Here is a 23,514-nt window from a genome sequence, read left to right as displayed (position 1 = left end):
TTCCCTCCCTGTTCGCCACGGCCCTCGGGCAGATCGGCCGGGCGGGCTGTCCGGCGGGGTCATGTCGCGCCCTTGCGGGCGCGTGTGCAGCGCCTCAGCGCAGCGGAATGGCAATCGGCCGCAGTGGTGCGGCGTCCGAGCCCCGAAGCTTGAGTGAGCCGCCGATGAAGGCGAACTCGTAAACGCGATCGCGCGCCAGATCCTCCAGGTAGGCCAATTCTATGATCGGCGTGCCGGTCTGGGCCAGCAGATAGGTGTGGAGTGGCACGTAATTGCCCTCGATTTCCGAGGGGAAGCTCTCGAAGCTCAGGTTGTCGGCACCGACCACCATGGCACCGCTTTCTTCCACCAGGAAGCGTGCAGCCTCCATTCCCATTCCCGGAGGATTCGCCATGTAGGCCTCGGCATCGTCGTAATGACGCATCCGGCCGGTGCGGATCAGTACGACGTCGCCGGGTTCGAGTCTGGTTTGCTGATGGGCAAGCGCAGCGCGCAGGTCTTCACGCGTGACGCGATAGCCGTCCGGCAGCATGTCCACGTTCCTGGACGCCGCCACGTCGATCAGGACGCCACGAGCGATGATGGGCGGGATCTTCTCTGCGCCCGCCACCGTCCATCCGCGGTCGCCGAGGTGCGTTCTCGCGTCGAAACCATTCCAGATCCGGCCGTCGAGGCCGAAATGACCAAGGGCGTCGATGTGGGTGCCCATGTGCGTGTACATCGAGATGGCCGCGCCGGTGTAGCTCACGTGTTCGTTCATGGCCTGGCCCAGACCGAGCGGGTCGGCGACAACGTTGCCGTGGGGCGTGTGAGTCATCCAGATGCGGTAGTGCGGGTCACCGGCGGCCTGCCAGCTGGGCATGCCGATGTGGTACTCGACCGACAGGTCGTAGCTCTTGCCGCCTGCCAGTCGCGCCAGCACTGCGGCCTGCGAGTCTGCGGTCATCAGGTTGAGGCGGCCGATTTCGTCCTGCGGGCCCCACGGGCTGATGCCCACCTCCTGTGCCGCGTGCGTTGCGGGTGAGCCCGTTGCAAGCGCGAGTCCGAGCAGCATCACACTCAGGGTGGTTTTCATTTGCGTGTTCATTGAAGATCTCCGTTGTGTTGAAGGTATTTCAACGATAGAGATCCTCACGGAATTGATAATCAGGGCTGATGGAATAAGATTGTTCTCAACGCTTTAGTAATGGGGGCGCAATGGACGCACTCAGTGATGTGGCCGTGTTTGTTCAGGTCGTCAGTCGCGGCAGTTTCACTGCTGCCGCCGAGACGCTGGGGCTGTCGAAATCGGTGGTAAGCAAGTATGTGACGCGGCTCGAGGACAGGCTCGGCGCGCGCCTGCTGAACCGCACGACGCGGCGGCTGAGTCTGACCGAGGTGGGGCGGGCGTTCTTCGAGCGCAGCCAGCGGGGTTTGCTGGAGATCGAGGAGGCCGAGGCAGAAGTGTCGCGCTTGCAGGGTGAGCCGCGTGGTGAGTTGCGCCTGAGCAGCCCGATGTCCTTCGGCATCCTGCACCTTGCGCCCCTGCTGCCGGCGCTCCTGGCGCGCTACCCTGAGCTGACCGTGGACATGGTGCTGGACGACCGCAAGGTCGACCTCGTGGATGAGGGTTTCGATCTGGCGATCCGGATCGGCGAGTTGCCCGATTCATCGCTGGTGGCGCGCAGGCTGGGCCCGTGCCGGCATGTGGTGTGCGGGTCGCCGGCGTATTTCGCGCGCAATGGCATTCCGCAGTCGCCTGAGGATCTGTCACAGCATGCGGTCATCACCTACCGTTACGCGAATGCGCCGGACGAGTGGCACTTTCTTGCCGCGGATGGCGGCCACCGTCAGGTGACCGTCACCAGCCGCATCAAGATGAACAGCAGCCTCGCCTTGCGTGAGGCCTTGCTCAATGGTGCCGGCGTGACCCTGACGCCCACCTTCGTGGTCGGCGCCGATATCCGGGCAGGGCGGCTCAGGGCGGTGCTGCAGGGCTACCGGGCGATGGAAGTGTCGATCTATGCCGTCTATCCGCAGCGCAAGCACCTGTCGCCAAAGATCCGCGCCTTTGTCGATTTCCTGGCCGAGCACATCAAGGACCCGCCCTGCTGGGATGCAGACTGATCAGTTGCGTCGGGCGTTGCCCGCGCTGCGCGCGCCAAGTTGCGCAACGATGGTGACGCCGATGCCCAGGGCGATGACGCCCGCACCGGCCCAGGTCGCCGGCGCGTAGCGTTCGCCGAGGAAGACCGTGGCCACGACAAGCCCCACCGCCGCGGCAACGTAGCCGATCTGACTCAGCAGGACCGGCCCGCCGAGTTGCTGCAGCCGGTAAGACACCGGAAAGGTGATGCCTGCGACCAGGACCTGCATCAGTGCAGCGCCGCCTGCGGGAAGGAGTTCGGCAATGGGCAGGGTCCCGTGTGTGAGCCACAGCAGCAACAGGAGAACGCCGCTGGAAAACGTCTGGCCCCAGAAGGCGAGGGTATTGGGCGACTCTCCGTGCGGCCAGTGCAGTGTTCGATAGACGTTGCCCGCTGCCAGTGCCACCGGGATCAGCAGGGGCGCAAGCAACCAGCCGAGTGCGGGCGCGTCTGCCGCCGCACCGCGGGTCAGGCTGACGATGGCGGCGCCTGCCAGCCCCAGTGCAATCCCGAGCAGCCCGGTGCGGCCCGGCGTTTCGAGCCGGCACAGGCCTGCGAGCAACACCGTGCACACCGGCGAGAGCGCGAACATGAGCCCGGTGTAGCCCGCACCCGCGTGCGGAATCGCGGAGAACAGCAACAGGTTGGGCACGATGAACGAGATCAGCGCCGAGCATGCCGTATAGCGCATCACCCGCAGCGAGGGCCATGCCAGTTCGCCGCGCGCGATCAGCACCGGCAACAGGGTCAGGCTGGCGCCAGTGGAGATCAGCAGCGCCCAGAGCATGGGCGAGACGCCCGCCGCAGCGCCGATCTTGCCAAGCGGGAAGTTCAGGCCGATCAGGGTGCCGGTCAGGAGCAGCAGCACCGACGGTTCATGAAGCAGGGCGGCGACGGTGGCAGGCGTCCCCTGTCTGATGGATGTGTTCATGATGGAAGACTCCAGCGAAGCGGGGCAGGGTGGGGGCGTCCCTCAGTCGAGCGCAGGGTCGGGAAATCGTCCGGCAAACGCGATCTGGTCGAGCGCCAGTCGCGTGCTGGGCACTTCGCGCTCGCGCAAACCGTCGGGCAAGCTCGCAGGCGACGCCTGGCGGCCGACTGCGATGGCGATCTCGATCTGAAAGTTGTCCGGGACCGCGAGCTTCGTGCGCACTTCGTCGTGCACAATTCCTGCCATCGCATGGGCCTGGTAGCCCAGCATCGTGGCCTGCAGGGCCAGTTGTGCCCACGCTGCGCCGGCGTCGAACGCGTGCGTGCTTGAGGGCGTGGCGGGCCCGGACTCGCGCGCGGGCATGAAGCGGTCCGACAGCAGGAAGATCAGCGCGGATGCATTGCGTGCCCAGCGCGCGTTGAAGGGGTCGAGCAGGCCGACAAAGTCGTCCCAGTGTGCGTCCTGGCGCATCGCATGCACGAAGCGCCAGGGCTGGATGTTGTATGCCGACGGCGCCCAGCGCGCCGCCTCGAGCATTGTCATCAGCTCAGCGCGGGGCATGGCTGACGCCGTGAAGGCACGCGGCGACCAGCGCTCGACGAAGACCGGATCGACCGGGTGGGTGGGTGTCCGATGCAGCTGTGCTGCGTTGTTGGGGAGTGGTGCGTTCATGATGTCCTCCTGTCCTTGTCAGTACCTTGCGAAGGCACGGCGGAACGGGTGCTCCGTCGTACTGGAGGCAAGCGTACCGATTACGGCGCGACGGATAATCCGGGGCTATGGAAAGACACTGTTCATGAACGTCGACTAATCGAGGGATGCCGTGCCTCGATATGAGCAATGATCCTGATTGGACCTGCAGCTGATGTGCTTGTCCCCCCCTGAGAATCACTGCCCTGGGAAGTCGAACTTTCCACTTGCAGCCGGAGGGCGCTCAATGTGAAGGCCCCCCGTTTTTAGGACAGTCAGATCACTGCTATTCCCAAGCAGGCAGGGTCTCCCCGGTACCGAGGCTGTGTCGCGAGCGCGGCATCAGATCAGCCACGTTCCATCAGTGGCACGGCAGGTTCGCCGCCATCACTCTTACATCTGCGGTTTTAGGATGCAGATGAGGTTTTGAGACGCGGCGTCTCAATTGACTGCGCGCGCCGCAGCCAGTGATACTTCGGTGGGCGCCGCTGACGCGCTCACCCTAACGAGGCCCGAACCAATGACCACGCCGGCCGATCCGAAACAAGCGCCTTCCACGATGGCTCCGCTGCGCGACCCGGTGTTCCGGATGCTGTGGATGGCCTGGCTGGCGGCCAACGTCACCATGTGGATGAATGACGTCGCGTCGGCATGGGTGATGACGACGCTGACCGACAGCGTGTTCATGGTGGCGATGGTGCAGGCGGCCTCGACCCTGCCGGTGTTCGTGCTTGGGCTGCCGAGCGGCGCCTTGGCCGACATCGTCGACCGGCGGCGTTACTTTGCGGTCACCCAGCTATGGGTCGCGGCGACGGCGCTGGTGCTCAGCGCGCTGGCATTTGCCGACGGCCTCAGCGCGCCCCTGCTGCTGGCGCTCACCTTCGCCAACGGTATCGGGATGGCCATGCGCTGGCCGGTGTTCGCGGCGATCGTGCCCGAGGTCGTGCCGCGGCATGACCTGTCGGCCGCGCTGGCGCTGAACGGCATTGCCATGAACATGTCGCGCATCGTCGGGCCGGTGGTAGCTGGCATGCTGCTCGCCAGCGTCGGCAGTCAGTACGTGTTCCTGCTCAATGCCTTGCTGTCGATCATCGCCTTCGTGATCATCCTGCGCTGGCGTTCGGAGCCGAAAGTGAGCGCCTTGCCCGGCGAGCGCTTCTTTGGCGCGATGCGGGTGGGGCTGCAGCATGTCGTACAGTCGCCGCGAATGCGCGTGGTACTGCTGAGAATCTTCGGCTTCTTCCTGCAATCGAGCGCACTGCTTGCACTGCTGCCACTGATTGCGCGCAAGCTCGAGGGCGGCGCGACGACCTTCACCGCATTGCTGGCTGCGATGGGGGCGGGCGCGATTCTCACCGCGCTGTTCCTGCCCCGCCTGCGTCGCGGCATCAGTCGGGACGAATTCGTGGCATGGGGCACCGGCGTACATGCGGTCGCGGCGCTGCTGGTGGTGCTCGCGCCCAATATCTGGCTTGCGATGCCGGCAAGTGCCCTGGCCGGCATGGCCTGGATTGCGACGGCGAACTCGCTCACCCTGGCCGCCCAGCTCGCCTTGCCCAACTGGGTGCGCGCGCGCGGCATGTCGATCTACCAGATGGCGCTGATGGGCGGCAGTGCGGTGGGTGCTGCGCTGTGGGGTTATGTGGCGAGCCTGACCACCGTGAGCGTGAGTATCGCGATCGCAGCCGCGCTCGGGCCGCTGCTCCTGGCGCTGACGCGGCACTTGAGCGTAGGTGGCGGGCCGGATGCCGACCATACGCCGGTACCGCCTGCAGGACGGGCGCCGGAGCCGATCATCGAGATCGCGCCCAACGAGGGGCCGGTCATGGTCACGATCGAATACCTGATCGACCCGTCCGCCGCTGCCGCCTTCAATGCGGTGATGCAGAAGACGCGTCGCGCACGCTTGCGCCAGGGCGCGCTGTCATGGGGCCTGTTCAGGGATACGACCTTGCCCGGGCGCTATATCGAATACTTCCTCGACGAGAACTGGATCGAGCATCAGCGCAGGCTTGAGCGATTTACTGCTGCCGATGCGGGTCTCCGCGAGCAGCGTCTGTCCTTTCACTTGGGGCCGGACGAGCCTCGCGTTCAGCGCTACGTGGGAGAGCCGATGGCGACGCAGCATGTCGCGCCATCCGTGCCGCCCGCGCCAATCTGAGTCGGGTGCGGCCACATTCGGCAAACGAAATGGGCGGATGGTGCCCGGCGACGAATGACGAAAGGCCCGGGAGGGGGTTCCCGGGCCTCGTGTCCCGCTGCCGGGCGCGGCTCAGACCAGTGTCAGGGTGACCTTGATGTTGCCCCGGGTGGCGTTGGAGTAGGGGCAGACGATGTGGGCACGGTCAACGATGTCCTTGAGCGTTTCCTTGTCCATGCCAGCGGCGGTGATGCGCAGTTCCACCTCGATGCCGATGCCGATCGTCCAGCCGTCGCGGTTGTCGTCGTTGAAAAGGCCGCCCTGGCAGTCGTTCCACACCGTGTAGGTGCTGGCCTCCAGCCCGATTGTGGGCAGGTGGCCGCTTCTGGCTTCGTCGATCTTGAAGGATGCGGCCTGCACGGCCAGTTCAAGGCGCTGTTTGTCCGGGTTGAACTGCATGGCATCGGCGATCAGGTCCTCCAGCCGGGCATCGAAGGGCGGTAGCGGTGCCTCCGCAGCGAGGGTGAGCGGGGCGTTCAGCGGGAGTCCCATCGCATTTGCCGGGGCCTCCTTGCTCAGGCGGCTGGCGTAGCGGGCCTCGTGCAGCATGGAGCGGGTCACCGCGGTGGTCGTCTTGGTGCGCAGATAGTCGGTGCGCTTCACGCGCAGGGAGGCATTCGGGTACAGCCGGGCGGTGAGATCCTCAAGTGCCTCAAATCGTGCGAGCGTGTCGCTGGCGAGCGCTTTCATGTGCGGGGTGAAGTGAACGCCGTTGTAATACTTGCGCACGTCGCGCACGACCTCCAGCTCGGTTCTGCGCTTCTCCTCGCGGGCAATCCTTTATGCACATGCATGACACATGGCAGGGTCAAGTCCGAAGCATGCTGAACGGGCTGATTGTGCGCTGGACCACGCCGGCGAGCTATGTCTGAAAGCATATTTCTGAGAATGTGGCGAATGCCGCGCGAAGCCGCGCACTTCGTCTGCTGGCCGGTGCTCTGCGGCGGTTGCAGACCCGCGCCTGGCGGTCAATTCGTGTGCGGCATGCTGCGGACGGTGTCGCGGCGCTGGCGCTGGCGACGCGCGACCCATGCGAGCAGCAGCAGCGCTGGCACGAACATCCACTCCCGTGCGAAGCGGTCTCCCGGCACCTCCACCGCAATGATGCGAAAGCCGGCTTCGATGCCAAGCTTGTCCGCCTGACTGCCGAAGTCGACGCCACGGACGGTGAAGCCCTCATCGACGAGTGTGGCGTCGATGCCACTGTTGGCGAGGCGGCTGATGGCCGTGGCGGCAGGGGCGCCCAGCGGCAGCAGAATGCCGCGTTCGACCTGTTCGCCTTCGAGCGTCGTGCCGCTCAGCAGCACGCGCATCTGGGTGCGGTCCGGCGCGTCGAGGATGGCCGCTTCGGCCGCCGTTCCGTTGAGCTGATGATAGGGCGTGTTCAGCGGGTCCATGAACAGCCCGGGGTGAAAAAGCATGAAGACTGAAGCCAGCATCAGCAGGCGCTCGGTGGTCGTGCTGCGGATCAGCAGCCAGCCCTGATTGACCGAGATGAAGGCAAAGCCGGCCAGGGTTGCGCTGGCGAGGGTGATCAGGGTGTGGCCGATCCCGTCGACCCCGATCAGCAGCAGCTTGGGGTTGAGCACGAACATGAAGGGCAGCAGCGCCATGCGCATCGAGTAGCGGAAGGCGATGATGCCGGTACGCATGGGGTTTGCCAGCGCAATGCTGGCAGCGGCATAGGAGGCCAGCCCCACCGGTGGCGTGATGTCGGCCATCAGCCCGAAGTAGAAGACGAACAGGTGGGCGGCGATGAGGGGAACGAAGAGCCCGTTCTGGGCGCCGATGTTGACGATGACCGGTGCCATCAGCGAGGACACCACGATGTAGTTCGCCGTCGTCGGCAGCCCCATGCCGAGCACCAGACAGATCATTGCCACGAGGGCGAGCATGACGATGATGTTGCCCCCCGACAGCGCAGTGACGAGTTCGGTCATGACCAGTCCGATGCCGGTGAGGGTCACGGTGCCGACGATGATGCCGGCCGTCGCCGTTGCGATCGCCACCGTAATCATGTTGCGGGCACCGGCGGCCAGACCATCGACGAGATCCTGCATGCCTTCCCAGGCGGCATCGGTGACCTTGCGGTCACCGCGGAACCAGGCCATCAGCGGACGTTGCGTCAGCACGATGAACGCCAGGAAAAGCGTCGCCCAGAAGGCGGCGCGGGTGGGTGAAAGCTGCTCGATGACCAGATTCCAGACCAGTGCGCCGACGGGCAGCAGGAAGTGCATGCCTGAACGCAGGGTCGGGGCGAACTCGGGCAGACTGGTGATCGGCGCGTCGGCTGGCAGCGTTTCGCCTGCGTGTGGCAGGCTCATGCGCAGCAGCACCACGTAGGCCACCAGCAGCAGGCCAGCCATGACCATGAACGACAGATTCGGCAGCACGGCGTGGACGACGGTGCCGATGACGGATACGACGGCCAGCACCAGCGCGATGCCGAGGAAGCCGAGCGCGAAGTTCTTCAGCGAGCGTTGCCAGTGCGGCGAGTGGCGGCGCGGCAGGCCGCGCAGATCCGCCTTCACCGCTTCGAGATGCACGATGTAGAGCAGGCCGAGGTAGGACACCATGGCCGAGATCAGTGCATGCTTGAGCACCTGCACATAGGGCACGCCGACATATTCGACCATCAGGAAGGCCGCTGCGCCCATGACCGGTGGCATGACCTGACCATTGACCGAGGCTGCCACCTCGATCGCGGCGGCCTTTTCCGCTGGATAGCCGACGCGCTTGATCAGCGGGATGGTGAGCGGGCCGGTCGTGACCACGTTGGTGATCGACGAGCCTGAAATCAGGCCGGTCGCTGCCGAAGCGACGACCGCTGCCTTGGCCGGGCCGCCGCGCATGTGTCCGAGCAGCGCCACCGCGCTGCGGATGAAGTAGCTGCCTGCCCCTGCGGTTTCGAGCAGGGCGCCGAAGAGCACGAACAGAAAGATGAGCCCGGCCGACACCCCGAGCGCGACGCCGAACACCCCTTCGGTGGTCAGCCACATGTGGCTCATGGTTCTGCCGAAGGATGCGCCCTTGTGCGCAATCAGGTCGGGCATCCACTGGCCGAGGAAGATGTAGCCGAGCAGGGCCAGGGCCATCATCACCATCGGCAGGCCGAGCACCCGCCGCGCGGCCTCGAGCAACAGGCCCAGGCCGACGGCAGCGGCCGCCACTTCGAAATCCGTGGGATCGCCCGTGTGCGCGCTGACCGAGGCATAGAACAGCGCGAGGTAGCCCGCGCCCAGCGCTGCGAGCACGGCAAGGACGACGTCGTGCACCGGCACCGTGCCGGCATCCGCACTGCGCCGTGCCGGGTAGGCGAGAAAGGCGAGCAGCACCGCAAAGGCAAGGTGCAGCGAGCGGATACGGGTCTCGTTGAACACCAGTACGCCGAGCAGTTCCGGCAGCGGAGAGGCGACCCAGAGCTGAAACGCTGACCATGTCAGCCCGGCTGCGACCAGCAGCGTAGCGACCGGCCCTTGCGGATGGCGCAGCCCCATCGCCATGTTGGCGGTGTTCAGGCTGCGCTTGCGCGCGACATCGGGACCGGAATCCGTCTTGCTGGCATCGCTCATGCGCACTCCCCCAGGTTCGGTGTGGCGATGGCCGGGTGACAGTGGCCCCGTCTGCGTCAGGCAGCCCGGTGCCGGCTCGGGTTTCAGTATCTTGTCGCAGCCATTGCCTGGTCAAGGCCGTGTTCAGTCCAGCAGTGACATCCCCCCGAGTGCAAGCACCAGCACCGCGTGCGGAAAGGCCACGGTGGGGCGCAGCGCATTGCGCGCATATTCGGCGATGAGCCCGGCCGTGCTGCCACGCGCCGCCTCCCATTCGCTGTGCAGCTGGCAGGCGGCCGTTGTGTCGGCTCCCTCGCGCACGAGCGCTTCGATGCGCAGGATACGCACCGACAGGCGCGCCTGAAACGTCCGCAGGATCGCTTCCTGAGCCCATAGCACGGCGACCAGGAAGGCCATCCAGTGTGCTGCGCTGCCGCTGATCAGGGCGATGGCCGACAGCGTCACTGACAGCAGCTTGAGCCACATCAGGCCGCGCTCATAGCGTTCATGGTTGTCCTGCAGGGTGGACCATTCGAGGCTGAGGGCGGGGTCGGCGTCGGGCAGCATGATGAGCGAGGGCGCAGGCCGGAGCCTGTGTTTGCATGAGGATGGCCGCAGGATACCCGATCAGGCCCGCTGCCCGGGCGTTCGTCCCGGCCCGAGTGTGCTTCCCGGTGTTTGCTGGAAAAGAAGGTCTGAACATGCCTTGCGCCGGACCCCCTGCCGGTGCAGGGCGGCTGTCAGGCCGTGGTGGCTCAGCGCCGGGCGTCACCTGCCGGAGTGCGCGTGTGGTGGTGCGGATTGCGTTCGAGCCATTGCCGCACCTGCTCCGCCACCCACTCGCCGTCGTCCAGCGGCAGATCATGTCCGGCGCTGGGGTGGAGCCTCAGTTCACAATGCCAGGCGGCTGCGAGTGCGCGAGAGCACGCAGCGTTGACCAGGGCGTCGCGGGTGCTGGCGAGCAGCAGCATGGCAGCGGCAGGCTTCCGCGCTGGCGCGCGAAAGCGGGCGGCAGCGAACAGCTGGCGCAGGGCGTTGGCGCCGGTAACCGGATGCGCTTCGTGAATGCGGGTCCACGCCGCCGTCACCGTGTCGCTGTCGGCGCGGAGCTGGCTGGTGAGCCCGAGAATGGCACGTTCATGCTCGCGCGCCTTGCCGCCCGCGACCGCCAGCCGCAGCAGGGGCAGATAGTTGCGCGGGCGCAGGCGATGATGAAAGGGGCTGAACGGGCGCATGCTGGTATTGATGAGCACGCAGCTGTCGATGTCTTGCGGATGGGCGTCGGCCCATGCGACGGTCACCATTGCGCCGAGCGACATCGCCAGCACCTTGCACGGCTTTGTGACGGCCAGTGCCTGCAGCGCCGCATGACAGTGTTCCGCCATCTCCTCGACCCGCACCGGGCTGGCGAGCTGATTCAGATCGCCGTTGCCGGGGAGATCGAGCGTGATCACCCGGGCGTCCGGTACCGCGTGCGCAAAGGTGTCGGTGAAGCTGCCCCAGTGACGGCTTTCCCGTGTCAGTCCGCGCAGAAAAATCCAGGTCGTCATGGCTTCGGTGTTCAGGGGGCCGGGTGGTGGGTTCGGACTCAGGCCCCGGGGGCCGAGGGATACCAGTGCGCCATCGCCCGCGCATGGTGGTCGGCGCGTGCCTCGCCCTGCGGCAGCCATCTGAGGTGGCTGCAGCTCGCCCGCGACAGGAAATCGAGCAGCGACAGATGGCGCCGCAGGACACGCTGCTGCCGGTGCGCGATCAAGGGGTTGAACATGCCGTGCCGGCTGAGCAGCTGGCGCGGGTTCTTCTTGATCCATCGCCACGAGCCCATTTCCAGTGTCAGCGGCAGGAAGATGCGCTCGGGCGTTTCGAGTGCGCGCAGATGCAGGAAATCCCACAGGTCACCATGCGTCAGATACTGGCTGCTCTGGGGCTCGAAGATGTAGGGATGGTGAAGATGCGTGCGGTAGAAGACATCCTTGAGCGCATGAATCTCTGCCAGATGGCTGAACGGCGTGCGCGTGTGCGCATACGGAAACCAGATGCGGTCGCTGATGCCGAAGCCGGAGTGGCAGTCCACCGCGAGGGAGAATTTGCGTGTGAGCAGGTCGGTTGCAACCAGGTCGCATAGGGCCCGGCTCTCGGCTTCCATGCCGGCGTTGCTCGCGCCGCGATACCACGGCAGGCGCGCGCTGATCCGCTGCCCGCCCACCAGCATCGGCACGCGCTCGCTCGAATCGAGCGGGGCGTTGCGCATCAGGTCCACGCCATTGGGGTTTGCGCGCGTACCCAGGCGCATGCCGCCAGGGTTGATCAGCGGCATGAACACGAAGCGCACGGTTTCGAGTTGCTGATGCAGGGTCACGTCCCACTGCAGGCGCGTCACCAGATACTGCAGATAGGCGATTGCGACGGTGGTGCCAATGCGCTCCAGCCCATGAACGCCGCCGAATATGCCGATGGCGGGCACGTCGGGCGCGGGATTGCCAAGCGCGATGGCATACACCGGGAGCGGTGCGCCCGAGCCGCTGTCGACCTGATGCACGACCCGGGTCTCGAGCTGGCCCGCGCCGGTCTTGATGACGTGTTCCAGTGCGCTCAGTTCGGGAAGCTCGGCGTACGTCACGTTCAGCCATTGGAAGGACCGGGTCACCGAGCATACCTGAGCTGCTCCAGCCTTGGCGCCGGAAGTTGCGGAAACGCACCGGGGGCAGCCATGCGTACGCATTGAAGCGAAATTGTCATGTTTCCTTGCTAGGGTGGACGGCCTTCAAACGCCTCATCGCGGGGGATGTCATGAGCGGACTGATACGCAGGTGCGCGCGCTATCCGGTGCTTCCCGTCGCCAGCGCCCTGTTGTGGGGTGTGCTTGAGTTCGTCGCGCTGCAGCGCTCGCGACACAGGAGCAGGCAGCCGCGCGCCTGAGACGCCTCCTCGAGCCTCCACTTGCCGCCAGAGCCCGACGGGCGGCGCGCTGCAGGCGCAGCAGCCGGAACTGACCGTCGTGGATGGCCTGGCCGGGACCGGTCTGCTGCAGTGATAAATTCCGCATGTCGAGGTATTCCGCAAAGTTGAAGCGGCGCGTCCGGATACAATGTCACTACGTCATTGGTGATATTTCCACGCGGATCTGACTTGCGATTTTTCCCTTCAACACTCTCCGGCAACGAGAACACGGTTCCGCGTCTGTACCTTTTCGGCACGCTGGTCATTGTGTTTTTGCTGACGCTCGCGCTGGCGAGCTTCTATTCGTGGCGGCATGCAAGCGATTACCGCGCGTCGCTGAGCCGCCTCGAGGAGGTCGTCACCCGGCAGCTCGAGGAACGGCTCTCCGCGGAGATGAGCTCGGCGCTCAGCTATCTCGAGTTCACCCGCTCGCGTTCCGAGGAAGAATTGCGGCGGACGGTTGTCGAACAGGTCGATGCGGCCGTGCAGATTGCACAGGCCATCCATGCGCAGGAGGCGGCGCGCCGGCCGGCGGAAGAGGTCAGGAAGCTGATCGTCGAAGCCCTGAGGCCAGTGCGTTTCTTCGAAGGGCGGGGCTACTACTTCATCGACGACATGAGCGGGCGCTTCATACTGCTGCCGACGTCGCCGCAGCTTGAAGGGCGGCTGCTGCCCGATAATCAGGACGATCGCGGGCGTTACATCATGCGTGGCCTGATCGATGCGGCACGCAGACCGCAGGGCGAGGGATTTCTGGACTATCGCTGGTACCGGCCCGACGAACCAGGAAAGATGGCCGACAAGCTCGCTTATGTTCGCTACTTTGCGCCCTACGACTGGCTGATCGGCGCCGGCGACTACACCTACGAATGGGAGTCCCTGCAGCGACGCAAGGCAATGGCCCGTTTTCGTGCGCTGCGGTTCGGGCAGAGCGGTTACATCGGTGTACTCGACAACGAAGGGCGCCTGTTGCTGTCGCCCTCCGACCCCGAGCTGGAGGGGCGCCCCTTGCACGCCATTCCCGCCGCCGAGCGTGATGCACTGGAGCGCATTCGCCGCAAGGCGCTCGAAGGTGGCGGGTTGCTGCGCTACCAGTGGTTCGACGCCCGACTCGGCCGGGCGGCCAACAAGGTGGCGCTGGTGCGGAACTATGAGCCGTGGGGCTGGACGCTGGCTGCAACGGTGTTCGAGGATGAGTTGCAGGTCGCGCTCGATGCCGAGCGCCGGGCGCACGAAAGCGGGGGCGCGCAGTCGACTTCGCGCATGCTGCTCAACGTCGCGCTTGCGCTGCTGCTTGCGCTGGCGGCTTCGCTGCTGTTTTCGCGCTGGTCGCGCAAGCTGTTTCGCGCCTATCACGCCGAGAACCTGGCACAGCGCGAAGCCCTGCGACGCCAGGCCATCGAGTTGCGTGAGAGCGAGGACAGGCTGGAGGTGATTCTCGACAGCGTGGAGGCCTTCATCTATATCAAGGGCGCGGATTACCGTTACCAGTATGCCAACCGGCAGGTCTGCGAGCTGTTCGTCTGCGACCTGAAGAATGTCGTGGGCAGGGACGATGGCGCTTTCTTCGATGCCGAGACGGCAAAACGCTTGCGCGAAAACGATGCGCGCGTGATCGAGGCGGGCGAGCGGGTTGCAACGGAGGAGGTGAATACCCGCCATGGTGAGGACGAACCGCGGACCTTCCTGTCGGTGAAGATCCCCTTGCGACGGGAAGATGGCAGCATCTATGCGCTGTGCGGCATCTCGACCGACATCACCCAGCGCAAGGTGATGGAAGACGAGATCCGGTTGCTGGCCTTCTACGATGCCCTCACCGGCCTGCCCAACCGGCGCCTGCTGGTTGATCGTCTGCAGCAGCAGCTTGCAGCCAGCGGGCGCAGCAAACGCAGCGGTGCCTTGCTGTTCATCGACCTCGACAATTTCAAGACGCTCAATGACACCCTCGGGCACGACAAGGGTGACCTGCTGCTCAAGCATGTAGCTGCCCGTCTGGTGCACTGCGTGCGGGAAGGGGACACGGTTGCCCGTCTTGGCGGGGACGAGTTCGTGGTGATGCTGGGCAACCTCGGCAGCGACCGGGCGGAAGCTGCCGCGCACGCGAGAGGCGTCGGCGAGAAGATCCTCAAGAGTCTTGGCGAACCTCACGACATCGACGGGCAGTTGCATTTCAGTACGCCAAGCATCGGGGTCGCGCTGTTTGCGGGCAAGAATCACAAGGTTGATGATCTGCTCAGGCAGGCCGATCTCGCCATGTATCAGGCCAAGGCCGATGGGCGCAACACCATGAGCTTCTTCGATCCGGAGATGCAGGCTGCGCTCAATGCACGCGCCGCACTCGAGGCGGATCTGAGGCGCGGCCTGAAGCAAGGGCAGTTCGAACTGCATTATCAACCGCAGGTGGATTACACCGGGGCGCTGATCGGCGCCGAGGCGCTGCTCCGCTGGAATCATCCGACCCGTGGGCTGGTGCAGCCGGACGCATTCATTCCGGTTGCTGAAGACACCGGTCTGATCGTGCCGCTCGGCGCCTGGGTGCTCGACACTGCCTGCGCCCAGTTGCGGGCGTGGAGCGACACGCTGGACACCGCAGCCCTGACCCTGTCGGTGAATGTCAGTGCGCGTCAGTTCCGCCAGGCCGATTTCGTCGATCTGGTGCTGTCGGCGCTCGATCGCAGTGGCGCCAATCCGCGATGCCTGAAACTCGAGCTGACCGAAAGCCTGCTGCTGGTCGACGCCGAGGAAACCATCGCCCGCATGGCTGCGCTCAAGGCGCACGGCGTCGGCTTCTCGCTGGATGACTTCGGCACGGGGTATTCCTCCCTGTCCTATCTCAAGCGCCTCCCGCTCGATCAGCTCAAGATCGATCGTTCCTTTGTCCGCGACCTGCTCGCAGATCCCAACGACGCGGCGATTGCGCGCGCCATCATCACCCTCGCAGAAAGTCTCGGCCTGAGCGTGATTGCCGAAGGGGTGGAAACAGTCGAGCAGCGCGACGCCCTGGCGAGGCAGGGGTGCCTGAGCTACCAGGGTTATTATTTCGGGCGGCCGGGACCGGTCGAGGCGCTGTTCAAGCACCGGGCGTGAGCTGGGCGCGCGTGCACCAGCGTCTGAAGCGCCCGGGACGCACCCTTCGTGGTATTCGCGCCTCATTTCTGTGCATCTTTTGCCGTATGAGCGCACGCAGCGCTGCCATCAATGTCTCAGCTGAGGGATAATGACGGACTGCGTCAAAAAACGGACACTGAAGCAATGAAGCGTGTTGATGATTTTCGCCTGCGGCTCGGCTCGCATGAACTGGTACCGATCATGGTGGGAGGCATGGGTGTCGATATCTCGACGGCCGAACTCTCACTGGAGGCTGCGCGCCTCGGTGGTATCGGGCACATTTCCGACGCGATGGTGCCGACCGTTTCCGACCGGCGCTTCAACACCAAGTTCGTCAAGAACAAGCTCAAGCAGTACAAGTTCAACGTCGCAAATTCCGACAAGTCGGTGGTGCAGTTCGACCTCGGACTGCTCGCCGAAGCGACGGCCATGCATGTGGGCAAGACCATGGAGGCCAAGCGCGGCCCGGGTCTGGTCTTCATCAACTGCATGGAGAAGCTGACCATGAACGGCCCCAAGGAAACCTTGCGGGTGCGTCTGCAGGCCGCCATGGACCATGGCATCGACGGCATCACGCTGGCGGCGGGTCTGCACCTGGGCTCGTTTGCGCTGATCCAGGATCATCCGCGTTTCAACGACGTCAAGCTGGGCATCATCGTGTCCTCGCTGCGCGCACTGCAACTCTTCCTCAAGAAGAACGCACGCACCGGCCGCATGCCCGACTACGTCGTGGTTGAAGGCCCGCTCGCGGGCGGTCACCTCGGGTTCGGCATGGACTGGGCCGCATTCGACCTGGCCTCGATCATGGTCGAGATCCGCGACTGGCTGCAGGCTGAGCAGCTCGATATTCCGCTGATTCCGGCCGGCGGCATCTTTACCGGCAGCGATGCGGTGAATTTCCTCGAAATGGGCGCCGCGGCGGTTCAGGTTGCCACGCGCTTCACCGTCACCGACGAGTGCGGGCTGCCCGAAGACGTGCAGCAGGAGTACTTCAAGGCCAGCGAGGACGACATCGAGGTCAACGGCATTTCGCCGACCGGCTATCCGATGCGCATGCTCAAGAACAGCCCTGCGATCGGCAGCGGCATTCGCCCCAACTGCGAAGCCTTCGGCTATCTGCTCGACGCCAAGGGCAACTGCCAGTACATCGACGCCTACAACCGCGAAGTCGCCGCACATCCCGAGGCCGCCAAGGTCAAGGTGATGGACAAGACCTGCCTGTGCACCCACATGCGCAACTTCGACTGCTGGACCTGTGGCCACTACACCTACCGGCTCAAGGACACCACGCGCAAGAATGAGGATGGCAACTACCAGATCCTCTCGGCCGAGCATGTGTTCAACGACTACCGCTACAGCACCGGCAACACGATCGCCCTGCCGCCGGAAGTCGCCGCCTGAAGCCGTTCTGATCGCGCCGGCGTCCCTTCACTGGGAACGCCGGCGTTTTTGTTTGCGCGACCGTTTTCGTTTTGGCTGATTCGGCCACCCTGTGGACGCCAGTGCTGCGGATCGCAGCCGTCGTTGCTGCAGGATGCCCCGTTCAGCCGTAACGACGCATGGCCTGCACGGCGAGGCCGGCGCCGATGCTGCCGTACAGATCGCCCTCGACGCTGCGTGCCTGCGGCAACTCTGCCGCGATCTGCTTGCGCAGTTGCGGAACCCCGCTGGCGCCGCCGGTGAAATACACCGTATCCACCTGATCCCGCGCCACGCCCGCCTGATTGAGCAGGGTGCTGACCGTCTCCGCCACGCGCCCCACCAGCGTTCGCGTGGCGAGCGTGAAGGCGTCGCGGGTGATGCTGTGGGTGAGGCCGGGCTCCAGCCGGTCGAGTTCCAGCATCGCCTCGGGCGCCGCCGACAGGTCGATCTTGGCCTGTTCCACCTGCAGCGCCAGCCAGTGCCCTTCCCGGCGTGCGATCAGCCGCGAGAGCCGGTCCAGTTCGGTACGGGCGGTGGCGTCACGGTAGATATGCTGAAGATCGGAGGTGACCTGGCGGGCGTAGGCAAAGTTGATCGTGTGCCAGGTCGCGAGCTGAAAGAAGATGCTCGACGGAATCTCCGCACCGTTCTTCATCTTTCCGCGGTAGCCGAGCAGGGGCATGACGCATTCGAGACTGAGCGCGCGGTCGAAATCGGTGCCGCCGATATGCACGCCGGCATTGCCGAGCAGGTCTTCACGGCGGTCCTCCGCGCGCGCGCGCTCGGGCGACAGGCGAATCAGGGAAAAGTCCGCAGTGCCGCCGCCGATGTCGGCGACGAGCACCAGTTCCTCACGATCGAGTGAGGCCTCGTAGTGCAGCGCCGCGCCGATCGGTTCGAACTCGAAGCTGACGTCCCGGAAGCCGACCTGGCGGGCAACCTCTTCGAGGGTGTCCTGCGCCTTGCGGTCTGCCTCGGCATTGTCATCCACGAAATGTACCGGACGGCCGAACACTGCCTGCTCGAAGGGGCGGCCCGCCTGTGCCTCTGCACGCTGCTTGAGCTCGCCGATGAAGCTTGCGAGCAGCTGGCGAAAGGGCAGCGCGCGGCCCAGCACTTCGGTGTGGCCGTCGATCAGGCTGCTGCCGAGCAGACTCTTGAGCGCCCGCATCAGGCGCCCCTCGTAACCTTCCAGGTACTCGCCAAGTGCGGCGCGCCCGAAGCAGGTGGTGTCCTCATCGGCGTTGAAGAACACCGCAGATGGCAGGGTTGGCTTGTCGTCTTCGAGGGTGAGCAAGGTCGGTGCACCCGGGCGCAGCCAGCCGATGGTGGAGTTTGAGGTGCCGAAGTCGACGCCGCAGGCACGGGCAGGCGCAAGGCTCATGATGTAGATACAGACCAACGAAAGAGGGCTGCGATGCTACTCGATGAGGCGGGTAAGGGCGAGATTATTTCCCCGCGCGATGGTCAGCGGCGGTGTGGCGGCAACAGAGGCGGGCGGAGCGTGTACCCCGGATGCGCGCAGGTGTAGGCTTGATGATCATGACCGAACTCAAAAAGTCCAGGTGGGCAGCCAGCCCGAAATCCGTGCCTGCCGCAACGCCATGTGCCGATGCTGCGGCCGGCGCCGCCGCCTTGAAGCTCGTTCTGCGCCGGGTGGCGATCGACACCTATCGGGAGAACGTGGCCTATCTCCACCGCGACTGTGCGGTGTATCGGGCCGAAGGCTTTCAGGCCTTGTCCAAGGTCGAGGTGAGAGCCAACGGCAGGCGTATTCTGGCAACCCTGAACGTGGTCGACGACGAGCACATCGTCGGTTGCGCCGAGCTGGGCGTGTCCGAGGATGCCTTCGATCTGCTCGGCGTGGCGGACGGGCATCCGGCGTCGATCTCGCAGGCCGAGCCGGCCTCGTCGATCCCGGCGCTGCATCGCAAGATCGCGGGCGAGCGCCTCGATCAGAATGATTTTCGCGCCATCGTGCGCGACATCGCCGAGCACCGGTATTCGAAGATCGAGCTCACTGCATTCGTGGTGGCCTGCAATCAGGGCGAGCTCGACCGCGAGGAGGTCTATTACCTCACCGACGCCATGGTGGCCTCGGGGCGGCGGCTCGATTGGCGCGAGCGTCCGGTGGTGGACAAGCACTGCATCGGGGGCATTCCGGGCAACCGCACCTCGATGCTGGTGGTGCCGATCGTCGCCGCGCACGGCATGCTCTGTCCGAAGACCTCGTCGCGGGCGATCACCTCGCCCGCCGGCACCGCCGACACCATGGAGGTGCTTGCCAATGTCGAGTTGCCAATGGAGGCGCTGGCCGATATCGTGCGCGAACACCGTGGTTGCGTGGCCTGGGGGGGCACCGCACACCTGTCGCCGGCCGACGATGTCCTGATTTCGGTTGAGCGTCCGCTGTCGATCGACTCGCCCGGCCAGATGGTGGCCTCCATCCTGTCGAAGAAGATCGCCGCCGGCTCTTCCCACCTGATACTCGACATCCCGGTCGGCCCGACTGCAAAAGTCAGGTCCATGCCCGAGGCTCAGCGCCTGCGCAAGCTGTTCGAGTTCGTCGCCGGGCGCATCAATCTCACGCTCGACGTGGTGATAACCGATGGCCGCCAGCCGATCGGCAATGGCATCGGGCCTGCGCTGGAGGCGCGTGACGTGATGCAGGTGCTGGAGAATGATCCCGCCGCCCCCAACGATCTGCGACAGAAAGCCTTGCGCCTCGCCGGCCGGATGCTGGAGTTCGATCCCGATGTGCGGGGCGGTGAAGGCTTCGCGATCGCGCGCGACATCCTGGATTCGGGCCGCGCGCTGGCGAAGATGCAGGCCATCATCGATGCCCAGGGCGCCAAGCCCTTCCGTCAGGAGCATCCCGACTGTGGCAGCCTGAGCTTCGACGTGCTGGCCGAGACGGATGGCGTGATTACCGGTATCGACAATCTGCAGATCGCGCGCATTGCGCGGGTGGCAGGTGCGCCGAAGGTGCAGGGCGCGGGCGTGGATCTGTTTCACAAGCTCGGCGAGCGCGTCGCCAAGGGGCAGGCATTGTTCCGGGTGTATGCGGACTTTCCGTCCGATCTCGAGTTTGCGCGCCAGGCTTGCGCGCGCAGTTCTGGCTATACGCTGGGTTCGGCGGACGATGTTCCGCATCGCTTCGTGGAGTTCTGAGCATGATTGATCTGTTGCTGTGCTTCGAAGACGAGGCGCCTCTGGCCGCACGGATCGCGGAGGCCGCGGGCGTGCCCTGCGAACGGGTGGTGCGCCACCGCTTCCCCGATGGCGAGCTGAAGCTGCGCCTGCCGTCGGCGGTGCCGGCGCGCGTGGCGATACTGCGCGGTCTCGACCATCCGAACGAGAAACTGGTCGAACTGCTGCTGTGCGCGCGCACGGCGCGCACCCTGGGTGCCGGCCAACTGGTGCTCATCGCGCCCTATCTCGGCTACATGCGGCAGGACATCGCGTTTGCGCCCGGTGAAGTGGTCAGCCAGCGCGTTGTCGGAGAGTTTCTGGCTTCGCTGTTCGATGCCGTGCTCACCGTCGACCCGCATCTGCACCGTATCAGTCGCTTGTCCGAGGCGGTTCCCGTCGCGCAGGCCCTGGCCTTGTCTGCCGCCCCCTTGCTGGCGGAGTTGATCGCGGCCAGGCGCCCCGCAGCGCTGTTGCTTGGACCCGATGCAGAGGCCGCTCAGTGGGTGGCTGCCGCGGCGCAGGCGCATGCTTTCGACCATGGCGTGTGCAGCAAGCAGCGCCATGGTGATCGCGAGGTGCATGTCACCCTGCCGGAAATGGCATTTGCCGGGCGGCAGGTGGTCCTGATCGACGATGTGGCCAGCAGCGGACATACCCTGGCCGTTGCGGCCAAGCAGCTGCTGGCGGCCGGCGCGGCATCGGTCGACGTCGCCGTGACCCATGCCCTGTTTGCCGACAATGCACTGCAGACAGTGCAGGCCGCCGGGGTGGGGGCGGTGTGGAGCACCGACTGTATCGCGCATCCCAGCAATGCGGTCGGTGTGGCACCCATGCTGGCGCAGGCATTGCGGAGTCTGAAATGAACTGCCGCTGCGCCTGGGTGTCGGACGATCCGCTGTACATCGATTATCACGATAACGAGTGGGGTGTGGCGCGTCACGATGCAGCGGGGCTGTTCGAGTTCCTGTTGCTGGAGGGCGCGCAGGCCGGGTTGTCCTGGATTACGGTCCTGAAGAAGCGGGCGCATTATCGGGACGTGTTTGATGGTTTCGATCCGGTACGGATTGCGTGCTGGGATGATGGCAAGAAGGCTGCGCTGATGGCCGACGCCGGCATCATCCGCAATCGTGCCAAGATCGAGGCAGCTGCGATCAATGCTCGGGCCTGGCTGGCAATGCAGGAAGAGGGGCTCGATCCCGCCGTGTGGCTGTGGCAGTTTGTCGGCGGGAAACCGCAGGTCAATGCCTTTGCGTCGCTGGCGGAGGTGCCGGCAAGCACCCCGGTCAGCGAAGCGATGAGCAAGGCCTTGCGCAAGAGGGGTTTCAAGTTTGTTGGGCCGACGATCTGTTACGCGTTCATGCAGGCGGTGGGCATGGTGAACGATCACACGACCGATTGCTTCCGCCATCCTGGCCCCGGACGCTGATCCTGAGTGGCGCCTGACGCTTCAGATCTGCCGGATGCTTCCATTATCGATGACGAGTACGGCCGGTAATGCTAGGATCTCTGGCCCGTCAAGTGAATTTGTCACACGACGGGCTTGCACAATCATTTCTTGGCAAGTGAGGGGGCGTGTGGAGCAAGCGGGAAAAACTGTCGTGTTTGCCGACCTGACCGGTAGCACCGGACTGTTTGAGTCGGCTGGCAACGTCGTCGCGACGCATGTCGTGACGCGCTGCACGCAAACGCTCGGCGCGCACTTTGCGCGCGCGGGCGGACACATGGTGAAGTACCTCGGCGACGGCGTGCTGGTGACCTTCGATGACACGGTGGCAGCGGTCGAAGCCTGTATCCGCACCAAGGACATCCTGCACGACATCAACGCCGACCAGTTTCGTCATGCGCCGCTTGGTTTCAAGATCGGGATCGAACACGGTCCGATCATCGAGCAGGATGGCGATTGCTATGGCGACGCGGTCAATGTCGCGTCGCGGTTGAGCGACCGGGCCGAAGCCAATGAAATCCTGATCGGCGAACCGGTGTTCCGTCGTTTGCCCGAGCATCTGCGCCAGTCATGCAGCAGCCTCGACCGGATCACGGTCAAGGGAAAGTCGGAGCCGATCAGGGTGTGGCGTATCGACTGGGCCCGCACGGCCGAGTCCACCATCACGGTATCAATCGACACCATTGCCGGAGGCTCGCGTGCGCAAGTGCTGCAGCGGCTCGATCTGAATCTGCTCGATCAGCACTTGAAGCTGTTGCCCTCGGACGGTCCGCTGGTGATCGGACGTGGTGACGAAGTGGGCATGAACATCAACGACCCGAGGGTGTCACGTCGCCACGCCCGGATCGAATGGGTCAACGGTCAGTGCTTGCTGACCGACTTCAGCAGTAATGGCACATGGGTGAGTTTTGCCGGCGCGGTTTCGCCGGTGATGCTCAAGCGCGAAAGCTGCATGCTGCATGGGCGGGGAGAGATCGGGCTTGGGGCTGCGCCCGACGACTTTACTGCACCAACCCTGAGCTTTCAGGTCATCGACGAGATCTGAAAGCGCGCAGGGTTGGCTTCAGTGTGTTGCTGTCAGGCGCTGGCGCTGAGCAGTGAGCCGCTGATCGATGCCGAAGCGTTGCTCCCGTAGGATGCGGCCATCTCCGTGATCTGCTTGAGAAGGCGCGCTTCGTTCGGCACCGATTGCCCGCCACTTGCGTCTGAGTCCGACGTGGCGCCGGCCTGCTGGGACTGTCCGTAGGCGCGCGCTTCACTTGCGCTCACCAGCCCGTCACCGTCTGCATCTGCCGTATCAAAGTTTGTTGCGAGCGCGGAGAACATCGAAGCGACTTTGCTGTTGCTTGCTTCGCTGGCCATGGTTGTGAGCTCGTCCTGACTGAGGCCACTGTCGTCGCTCCCTTGCGGCGGCGGCATGCCCCCCATTGCGCCCATGCCGCTTTGCGCCATGCGCATCTGCTGGAACTGGCTGTCGAGCTGGTCACCGAGTTGCTGAAGGCGCGAAGACAGTTCGTCCTGCGTGAGCTTTCCGTCTTCGTTGCTGTCGAGCGCAGTGAACAGCTCTTCGGCGCTGGCGCTGGTGTCCGACAGGCCGCTCAGCGCGGGTTCAAAATCACTTTGCTCGAGATAGCCCTGGCTTTTCGTGTCGAGCTTCGAGAACAAGTCTTCCGACATCCGGGACGCGTCGGGGCGACGGGGCATCGACTGACTGCTCTGGGTGCTGGCCCAGTTGGTATAAGACACTCCGCTGCTACTGATTGAGCTGGTCATGGTGTGACTCCTTGTCTGGTCGAGGTTGCGGCTGCAGATGGAGCCGCACGCTTTCATAATCTATGCGCCGGATGTAGCTGTAGTTTGTCTGCCTCGTATCCGTTCTGATACGAGGCGCAGCGCAGGGGGGGCGGGGG

At 64.9% G+C, this 23,514-nt stretch carries 19 protein-coding genes; 9 read left to right on the top strand and 10 right to left on the bottom strand.

The annotated features are described in order from the left end of the window. Positions 1 to 94 precede the first annotated feature (94 nt). Complete coding sequence (locus CEW83_RS12300) at positions 95 to 1,087, bottom strand: cyclase family protein (RefSeq protein ID WP_199915105.1); 993 nt, start codon at positions 1,085 to 1,087, stop codon at positions 95 to 97. Positions 1,088 to 1,197: 110 nt separating this feature from the next. On the opposite strand from CEW83_RS12300, the gene CEW83_RS12295 reads away from it, so the two are divergent. Then, positions 1,198 to 2,106, top strand: coding sequence for a LysR family transcriptional regulator (locus CEW83_RS12295; RefSeq protein ID WP_108949603.1), 909 nt, complete (start codon positions 1,198 to 1,200; stop codon positions 2,104 to 2,106). On the opposite strand, the gene CEW83_RS12290 is transcribed toward CEW83_RS12295, so the two are convergent. Together CEW83_RS12290 and CEW83_RS12285 are read right to left on the bottom strand one after the other, a co-directional pair. Continuing rightward, positions 2,107 to 3,057 carry a DMT family transporter gene (locus tag CEW83_RS12290; RefSeq protein WP_108949602.1) on the bottom strand — a complete coding sequence of 317 codons (951 nt, stop codon included), beginning with the start codon at positions 3,055 to 3,057 and terminating at the stop codon, positions 2,107 to 2,109. Between the two features lie 42 nt (positions 3,058 to 3,099). Beyond that, complete coding sequence (locus CEW83_RS12285; protein WP_108949601.1) at positions 3,100 to 3,729, bottom strand: nitroreductase family protein; 630 nt, start codon at positions 3,727 to 3,729, stop codon at positions 3,100 to 3,102. 538 nt (positions 3,730 to 4,267) lie between these two features. Between CEW83_RS12285 and CEW83_RS12280 the strand changes: the two genes are divergently transcribed. Beyond that, on the top strand, positions 4,268 to 5,908 hold the full coding sequence (locus CEW83_RS12280) for an MFS transporter (protein ID WP_108949600.1): 1,641 nt from the start codon (positions 4,268 to 4,270) through the stop codon (positions 5,906 to 5,908). Positions 5,909 to 6,019: 111 nt separating this feature from the next. On the opposite strand, the gene CEW83_RS21430 is transcribed toward CEW83_RS12280, so the two are convergent. From CEW83_RS21430 to CEW83_RS12255, 5 genes are all read right to left on the bottom strand, one after another. Next, positions 6,020 to 6,685: a TolC family protein gene (locus CEW83_RS21430; RefSeq protein WP_234418799.1), complete on the bottom strand. Its 666-nt coding sequence runs from the start codon at positions 6,683 to 6,685 to the stop codon at positions 6,020 to 6,022. Positions 6,686 to 6,915: 230 nt separating this feature from the next. Continuing rightward, positions 6,916 to 9,519, bottom strand: a complete 2,604-nt coding sequence (locus CEW83_RS12270) for a TRAP transporter permease (RefSeq protein ID WP_108949599.1) — start codon at positions 9,517 to 9,519, stop codon at positions 6,916 to 6,918. Positions 9,520 to 9,642: 123 nt separating this feature from the next. Beyond that, positions 9,643 to 10,065, bottom strand: coding sequence for a hypothetical protein (locus CEW83_RS12265; RefSeq protein ID WP_108949598.1), 423 nt, complete (start codon positions 10,063 to 10,065; stop codon positions 9,643 to 9,645). Positions 10,066 to 10,253: 188 nt separating this feature from the next. Next, on the bottom strand, positions 10,254 to 11,048 hold the full coding sequence (locus tag CEW83_RS12260; protein WP_108949597.1) for an alpha/beta fold hydrolase: 795 nt from the start codon (positions 11,046 to 11,048) through the stop codon (positions 10,254 to 10,256). A 38-nt stretch (positions 11,049 to 11,086) separates the two neighbouring features. Further along, positions 11,087 to 12,145, bottom strand: coding sequence for a M14 family zinc carboxypeptidase (locus CEW83_RS12255; RefSeq protein ID WP_234418797.1), 1,059 nt, complete (start codon positions 12,143 to 12,145; stop codon positions 11,087 to 11,089). A 143-nt stretch (positions 12,146 to 12,288) separates the two neighbouring features. Between CEW83_RS12255 and CEW83_RS21590 the strand changes: the two genes are divergently transcribed. The 3 genes from CEW83_RS21590 (at position 12,289) to CEW83_RS12245 (ending at position 16,947) form a co-directional block, all read left to right on the top strand. Then, positions 12,289 to 12,417: a hypothetical protein gene (locus CEW83_RS21590; protein WP_267896478.1), complete on the top strand. Its 129-nt coding sequence runs from the start codon at positions 12,289 to 12,291 to the stop codon at positions 12,415 to 12,417. 210 nt (positions 12,418 to 12,627) lie between these two features. Then, positions 12,628 to 15,525: an EAL domain-containing protein gene (locus tag CEW83_RS12250; RefSeq protein ID WP_108949595.1), complete on the top strand. Its 2,898-nt coding sequence runs from the start codon at positions 12,628 to 12,630 to the stop codon at positions 15,523 to 15,525. A gap of 165 nt (positions 15,526 to 15,690) precedes the next feature. Further along, positions 15,691 to 16,947, top strand: coding sequence for a nitronate monooxygenase (locus CEW83_RS12245; protein WP_108949594.1), 1,257 nt, complete (start codon positions 15,691 to 15,693; stop codon positions 16,945 to 16,947). Positions 16,948 to 17,089: 142 nt separating this feature from the next. On the opposite strand, the gene CEW83_RS12240 is transcribed toward CEW83_RS12245, so the two are convergent. Then, positions 17,090 to 18,352 (bottom strand): Hsp70 family protein, encoded by a 1,263-nt coding sequence (locus CEW83_RS12240; RefSeq protein WP_108949593.1) that lies wholly within the window; start codon positions 18,350 to 18,352, stop codon positions 17,090 to 17,092. A gap of 158 nt (positions 18,353 to 18,510) precedes the next feature. Between CEW83_RS12240 and CEW83_RS12235 the strand changes: the two genes are divergently transcribed. The 4 genes from CEW83_RS12235 (at position 18,511) to CEW83_RS12220 (ending at position 22,649) form a co-directional block, all read left to right on the top strand. Beyond that, positions 18,511 to 20,139 (top strand): thymidine phosphorylase family protein, encoded by a 1,629-nt coding sequence (locus CEW83_RS12235; RefSeq protein WP_108951377.1) that lies wholly within the window; start codon positions 18,511 to 18,513, stop codon positions 20,137 to 20,139. A 2-nt stretch (positions 20,140 to 20,141) separates the two neighbouring features. After that, the gene (locus CEW83_RS12230) at positions 20,142 to 21,023 is read left to right on the top strand and encodes a ribose-phosphate diphosphokinase (protein ID WP_108949592.1); all 882 of its coding nucleotides are present in this window, start codon (positions 20,142 to 20,144) and stop codon (positions 21,021 to 21,023) included. After that, on the top strand, positions 21,020 to 21,586 hold the full coding sequence (locus CEW83_RS12225) for a DNA-3-methyladenine glycosylase I (protein ID WP_108949591.1): 567 nt from the start codon (positions 21,020 to 21,022) through the stop codon (positions 21,584 to 21,586). Before CEW83_RS12230 ends, CEW83_RS12225 begins: the two co-directional genes overlap by 4 nt. Before the next feature lie 172 nt (positions 21,587 to 21,758). Continuing rightward, the gene (locus CEW83_RS12220; protein ID WP_234418794.1) at positions 21,759 to 22,649 is read left to right on the top strand and encodes an adenylate/guanylate cyclase domain-containing protein; all 891 of its coding nucleotides are present in this window, start codon (positions 21,759 to 21,761) and stop codon (positions 22,647 to 22,649) included. A gap of 32 nt (positions 22,650 to 22,681) precedes the next feature. Here the strand turns inward: CEW83_RS12220 and CEW83_RS12215 are convergent, their stop codons facing one another. Then, positions 22,682 to 23,377 (bottom strand): EF-hand domain-containing protein, encoded by a 696-nt coding sequence (locus tag CEW83_RS12215; protein ID WP_159099453.1) that lies wholly within the window; start codon positions 23,375 to 23,377, stop codon positions 22,682 to 22,684. Between the last annotated feature and the right edge of the window lie 137 nt (positions 23,378 to 23,514).

It is taken from the genome of Parazoarcus communis (assembly GCF_003111645.1).
Lineage (GTDB): Bacteria > Pseudomonadota > Gammaproteobacteria > Burkholderiales > Rhodocyclaceae > Parazoarcus > Parazoarcus communis_A.
Note: the sequence above shows the minus strand (reverse complement) of the source record. Positions and strands in the feature narration are given on the sequence as shown.

Coding starts and splice junctions, on each gene's coding strand:
- CEW83_RS12285 (WP_108949601.1), bottom strand. CDS start 3,729: ATGAACGCACCACTCCCCAACAACGCAGCACAGCTGCATCGGACACCC.
- CEW83_RS12245 (WP_108949594.1), top strand. CDS start 15,691: ATGAAGCGTGTTGATGATTTTCGCCTGCGGCTCGGCTCGCATGAACTG.
- CEW83_RS12270 (WP_108949599.1), bottom strand. CDS start 9,519: ATGAGCGATGCCAGCAAGACGGATTCCGGTCCCGATGTCGCGCGCAAG.
- CEW83_RS12260 (WP_108949597.1), bottom strand. CDS start 11,048: ATGACGACCTGGATTTTTCTGCGCGGACTGACACGGGAAAGCCGTCAC.
- CEW83_RS12280 (WP_108949600.1), top strand. CDS start 4,268: ATGACCACGCCGGCCGATCCGAAACAAGCGCCTTCCACGATGGCTCCG.
- CEW83_RS12225 (WP_108949591.1), top strand. CDS start 21,020: ATGAACTGCCGCTGCGCCTGGGTGTCGGACGATCCGCTGTACATCGAT.
- CEW83_RS12290 (WP_108949602.1), bottom strand. CDS start 3,057: ATGAACACATCCATCAGACAGGGGACGCCTGCCACCGTCGCCGCCCTG.
- CEW83_RS12265 (WP_108949598.1), bottom strand. CDS start 10,065: ATGCTGCCCGACGCCGACCCCGCCCTCAGCCTCGAATGGTCCACCCTG.
- CEW83_RS12235 (WP_108951377.1), top strand. CDS start 18,511: ATGACCGAACTCAAAAAGTCCAGGTGGGCAGCCAGCCCGAAATCCGTG.
- CEW83_RS12230 (WP_108949592.1), top strand. CDS start 20,142: ATGATTGATCTGTTGCTGTGCTTCGAAGACGAGGCGCCTCTGGCCGCA.
- CEW83_RS12295 (WP_108949603.1), top strand. CDS start 1,198: ATGGACGCACTCAGTGATGTGGCCGTGTTTGTTCAGGTCGTCAGTCGC.
- CEW83_RS12300 (WP_199915105.1), bottom strand. CDS start 1,087: ATGAACACGCAAATGAAAACCACCCTGAGTGTGATGCTGCTCGGACTC.
- CEW83_RS12215 (WP_159099453.1), bottom strand. CDS start 23,377: ATGACCAGCTCAATCAGTAGCAGCGGAGTGTCTTATACCAACTGGGCC.
- CEW83_RS12240 (WP_108949593.1), bottom strand. CDS start 18,352: ATGAGCCTTGCGCCTGCCCGTGCCTGCGGCGTCGACTTCGGCACCTCA.
- CEW83_RS21590 (WP_267896478.1), top strand. CDS start 12,289: ATGAGCGGACTGATACGCAGGTGCGCGCGCTATCCGGTGCTTCCCGTC.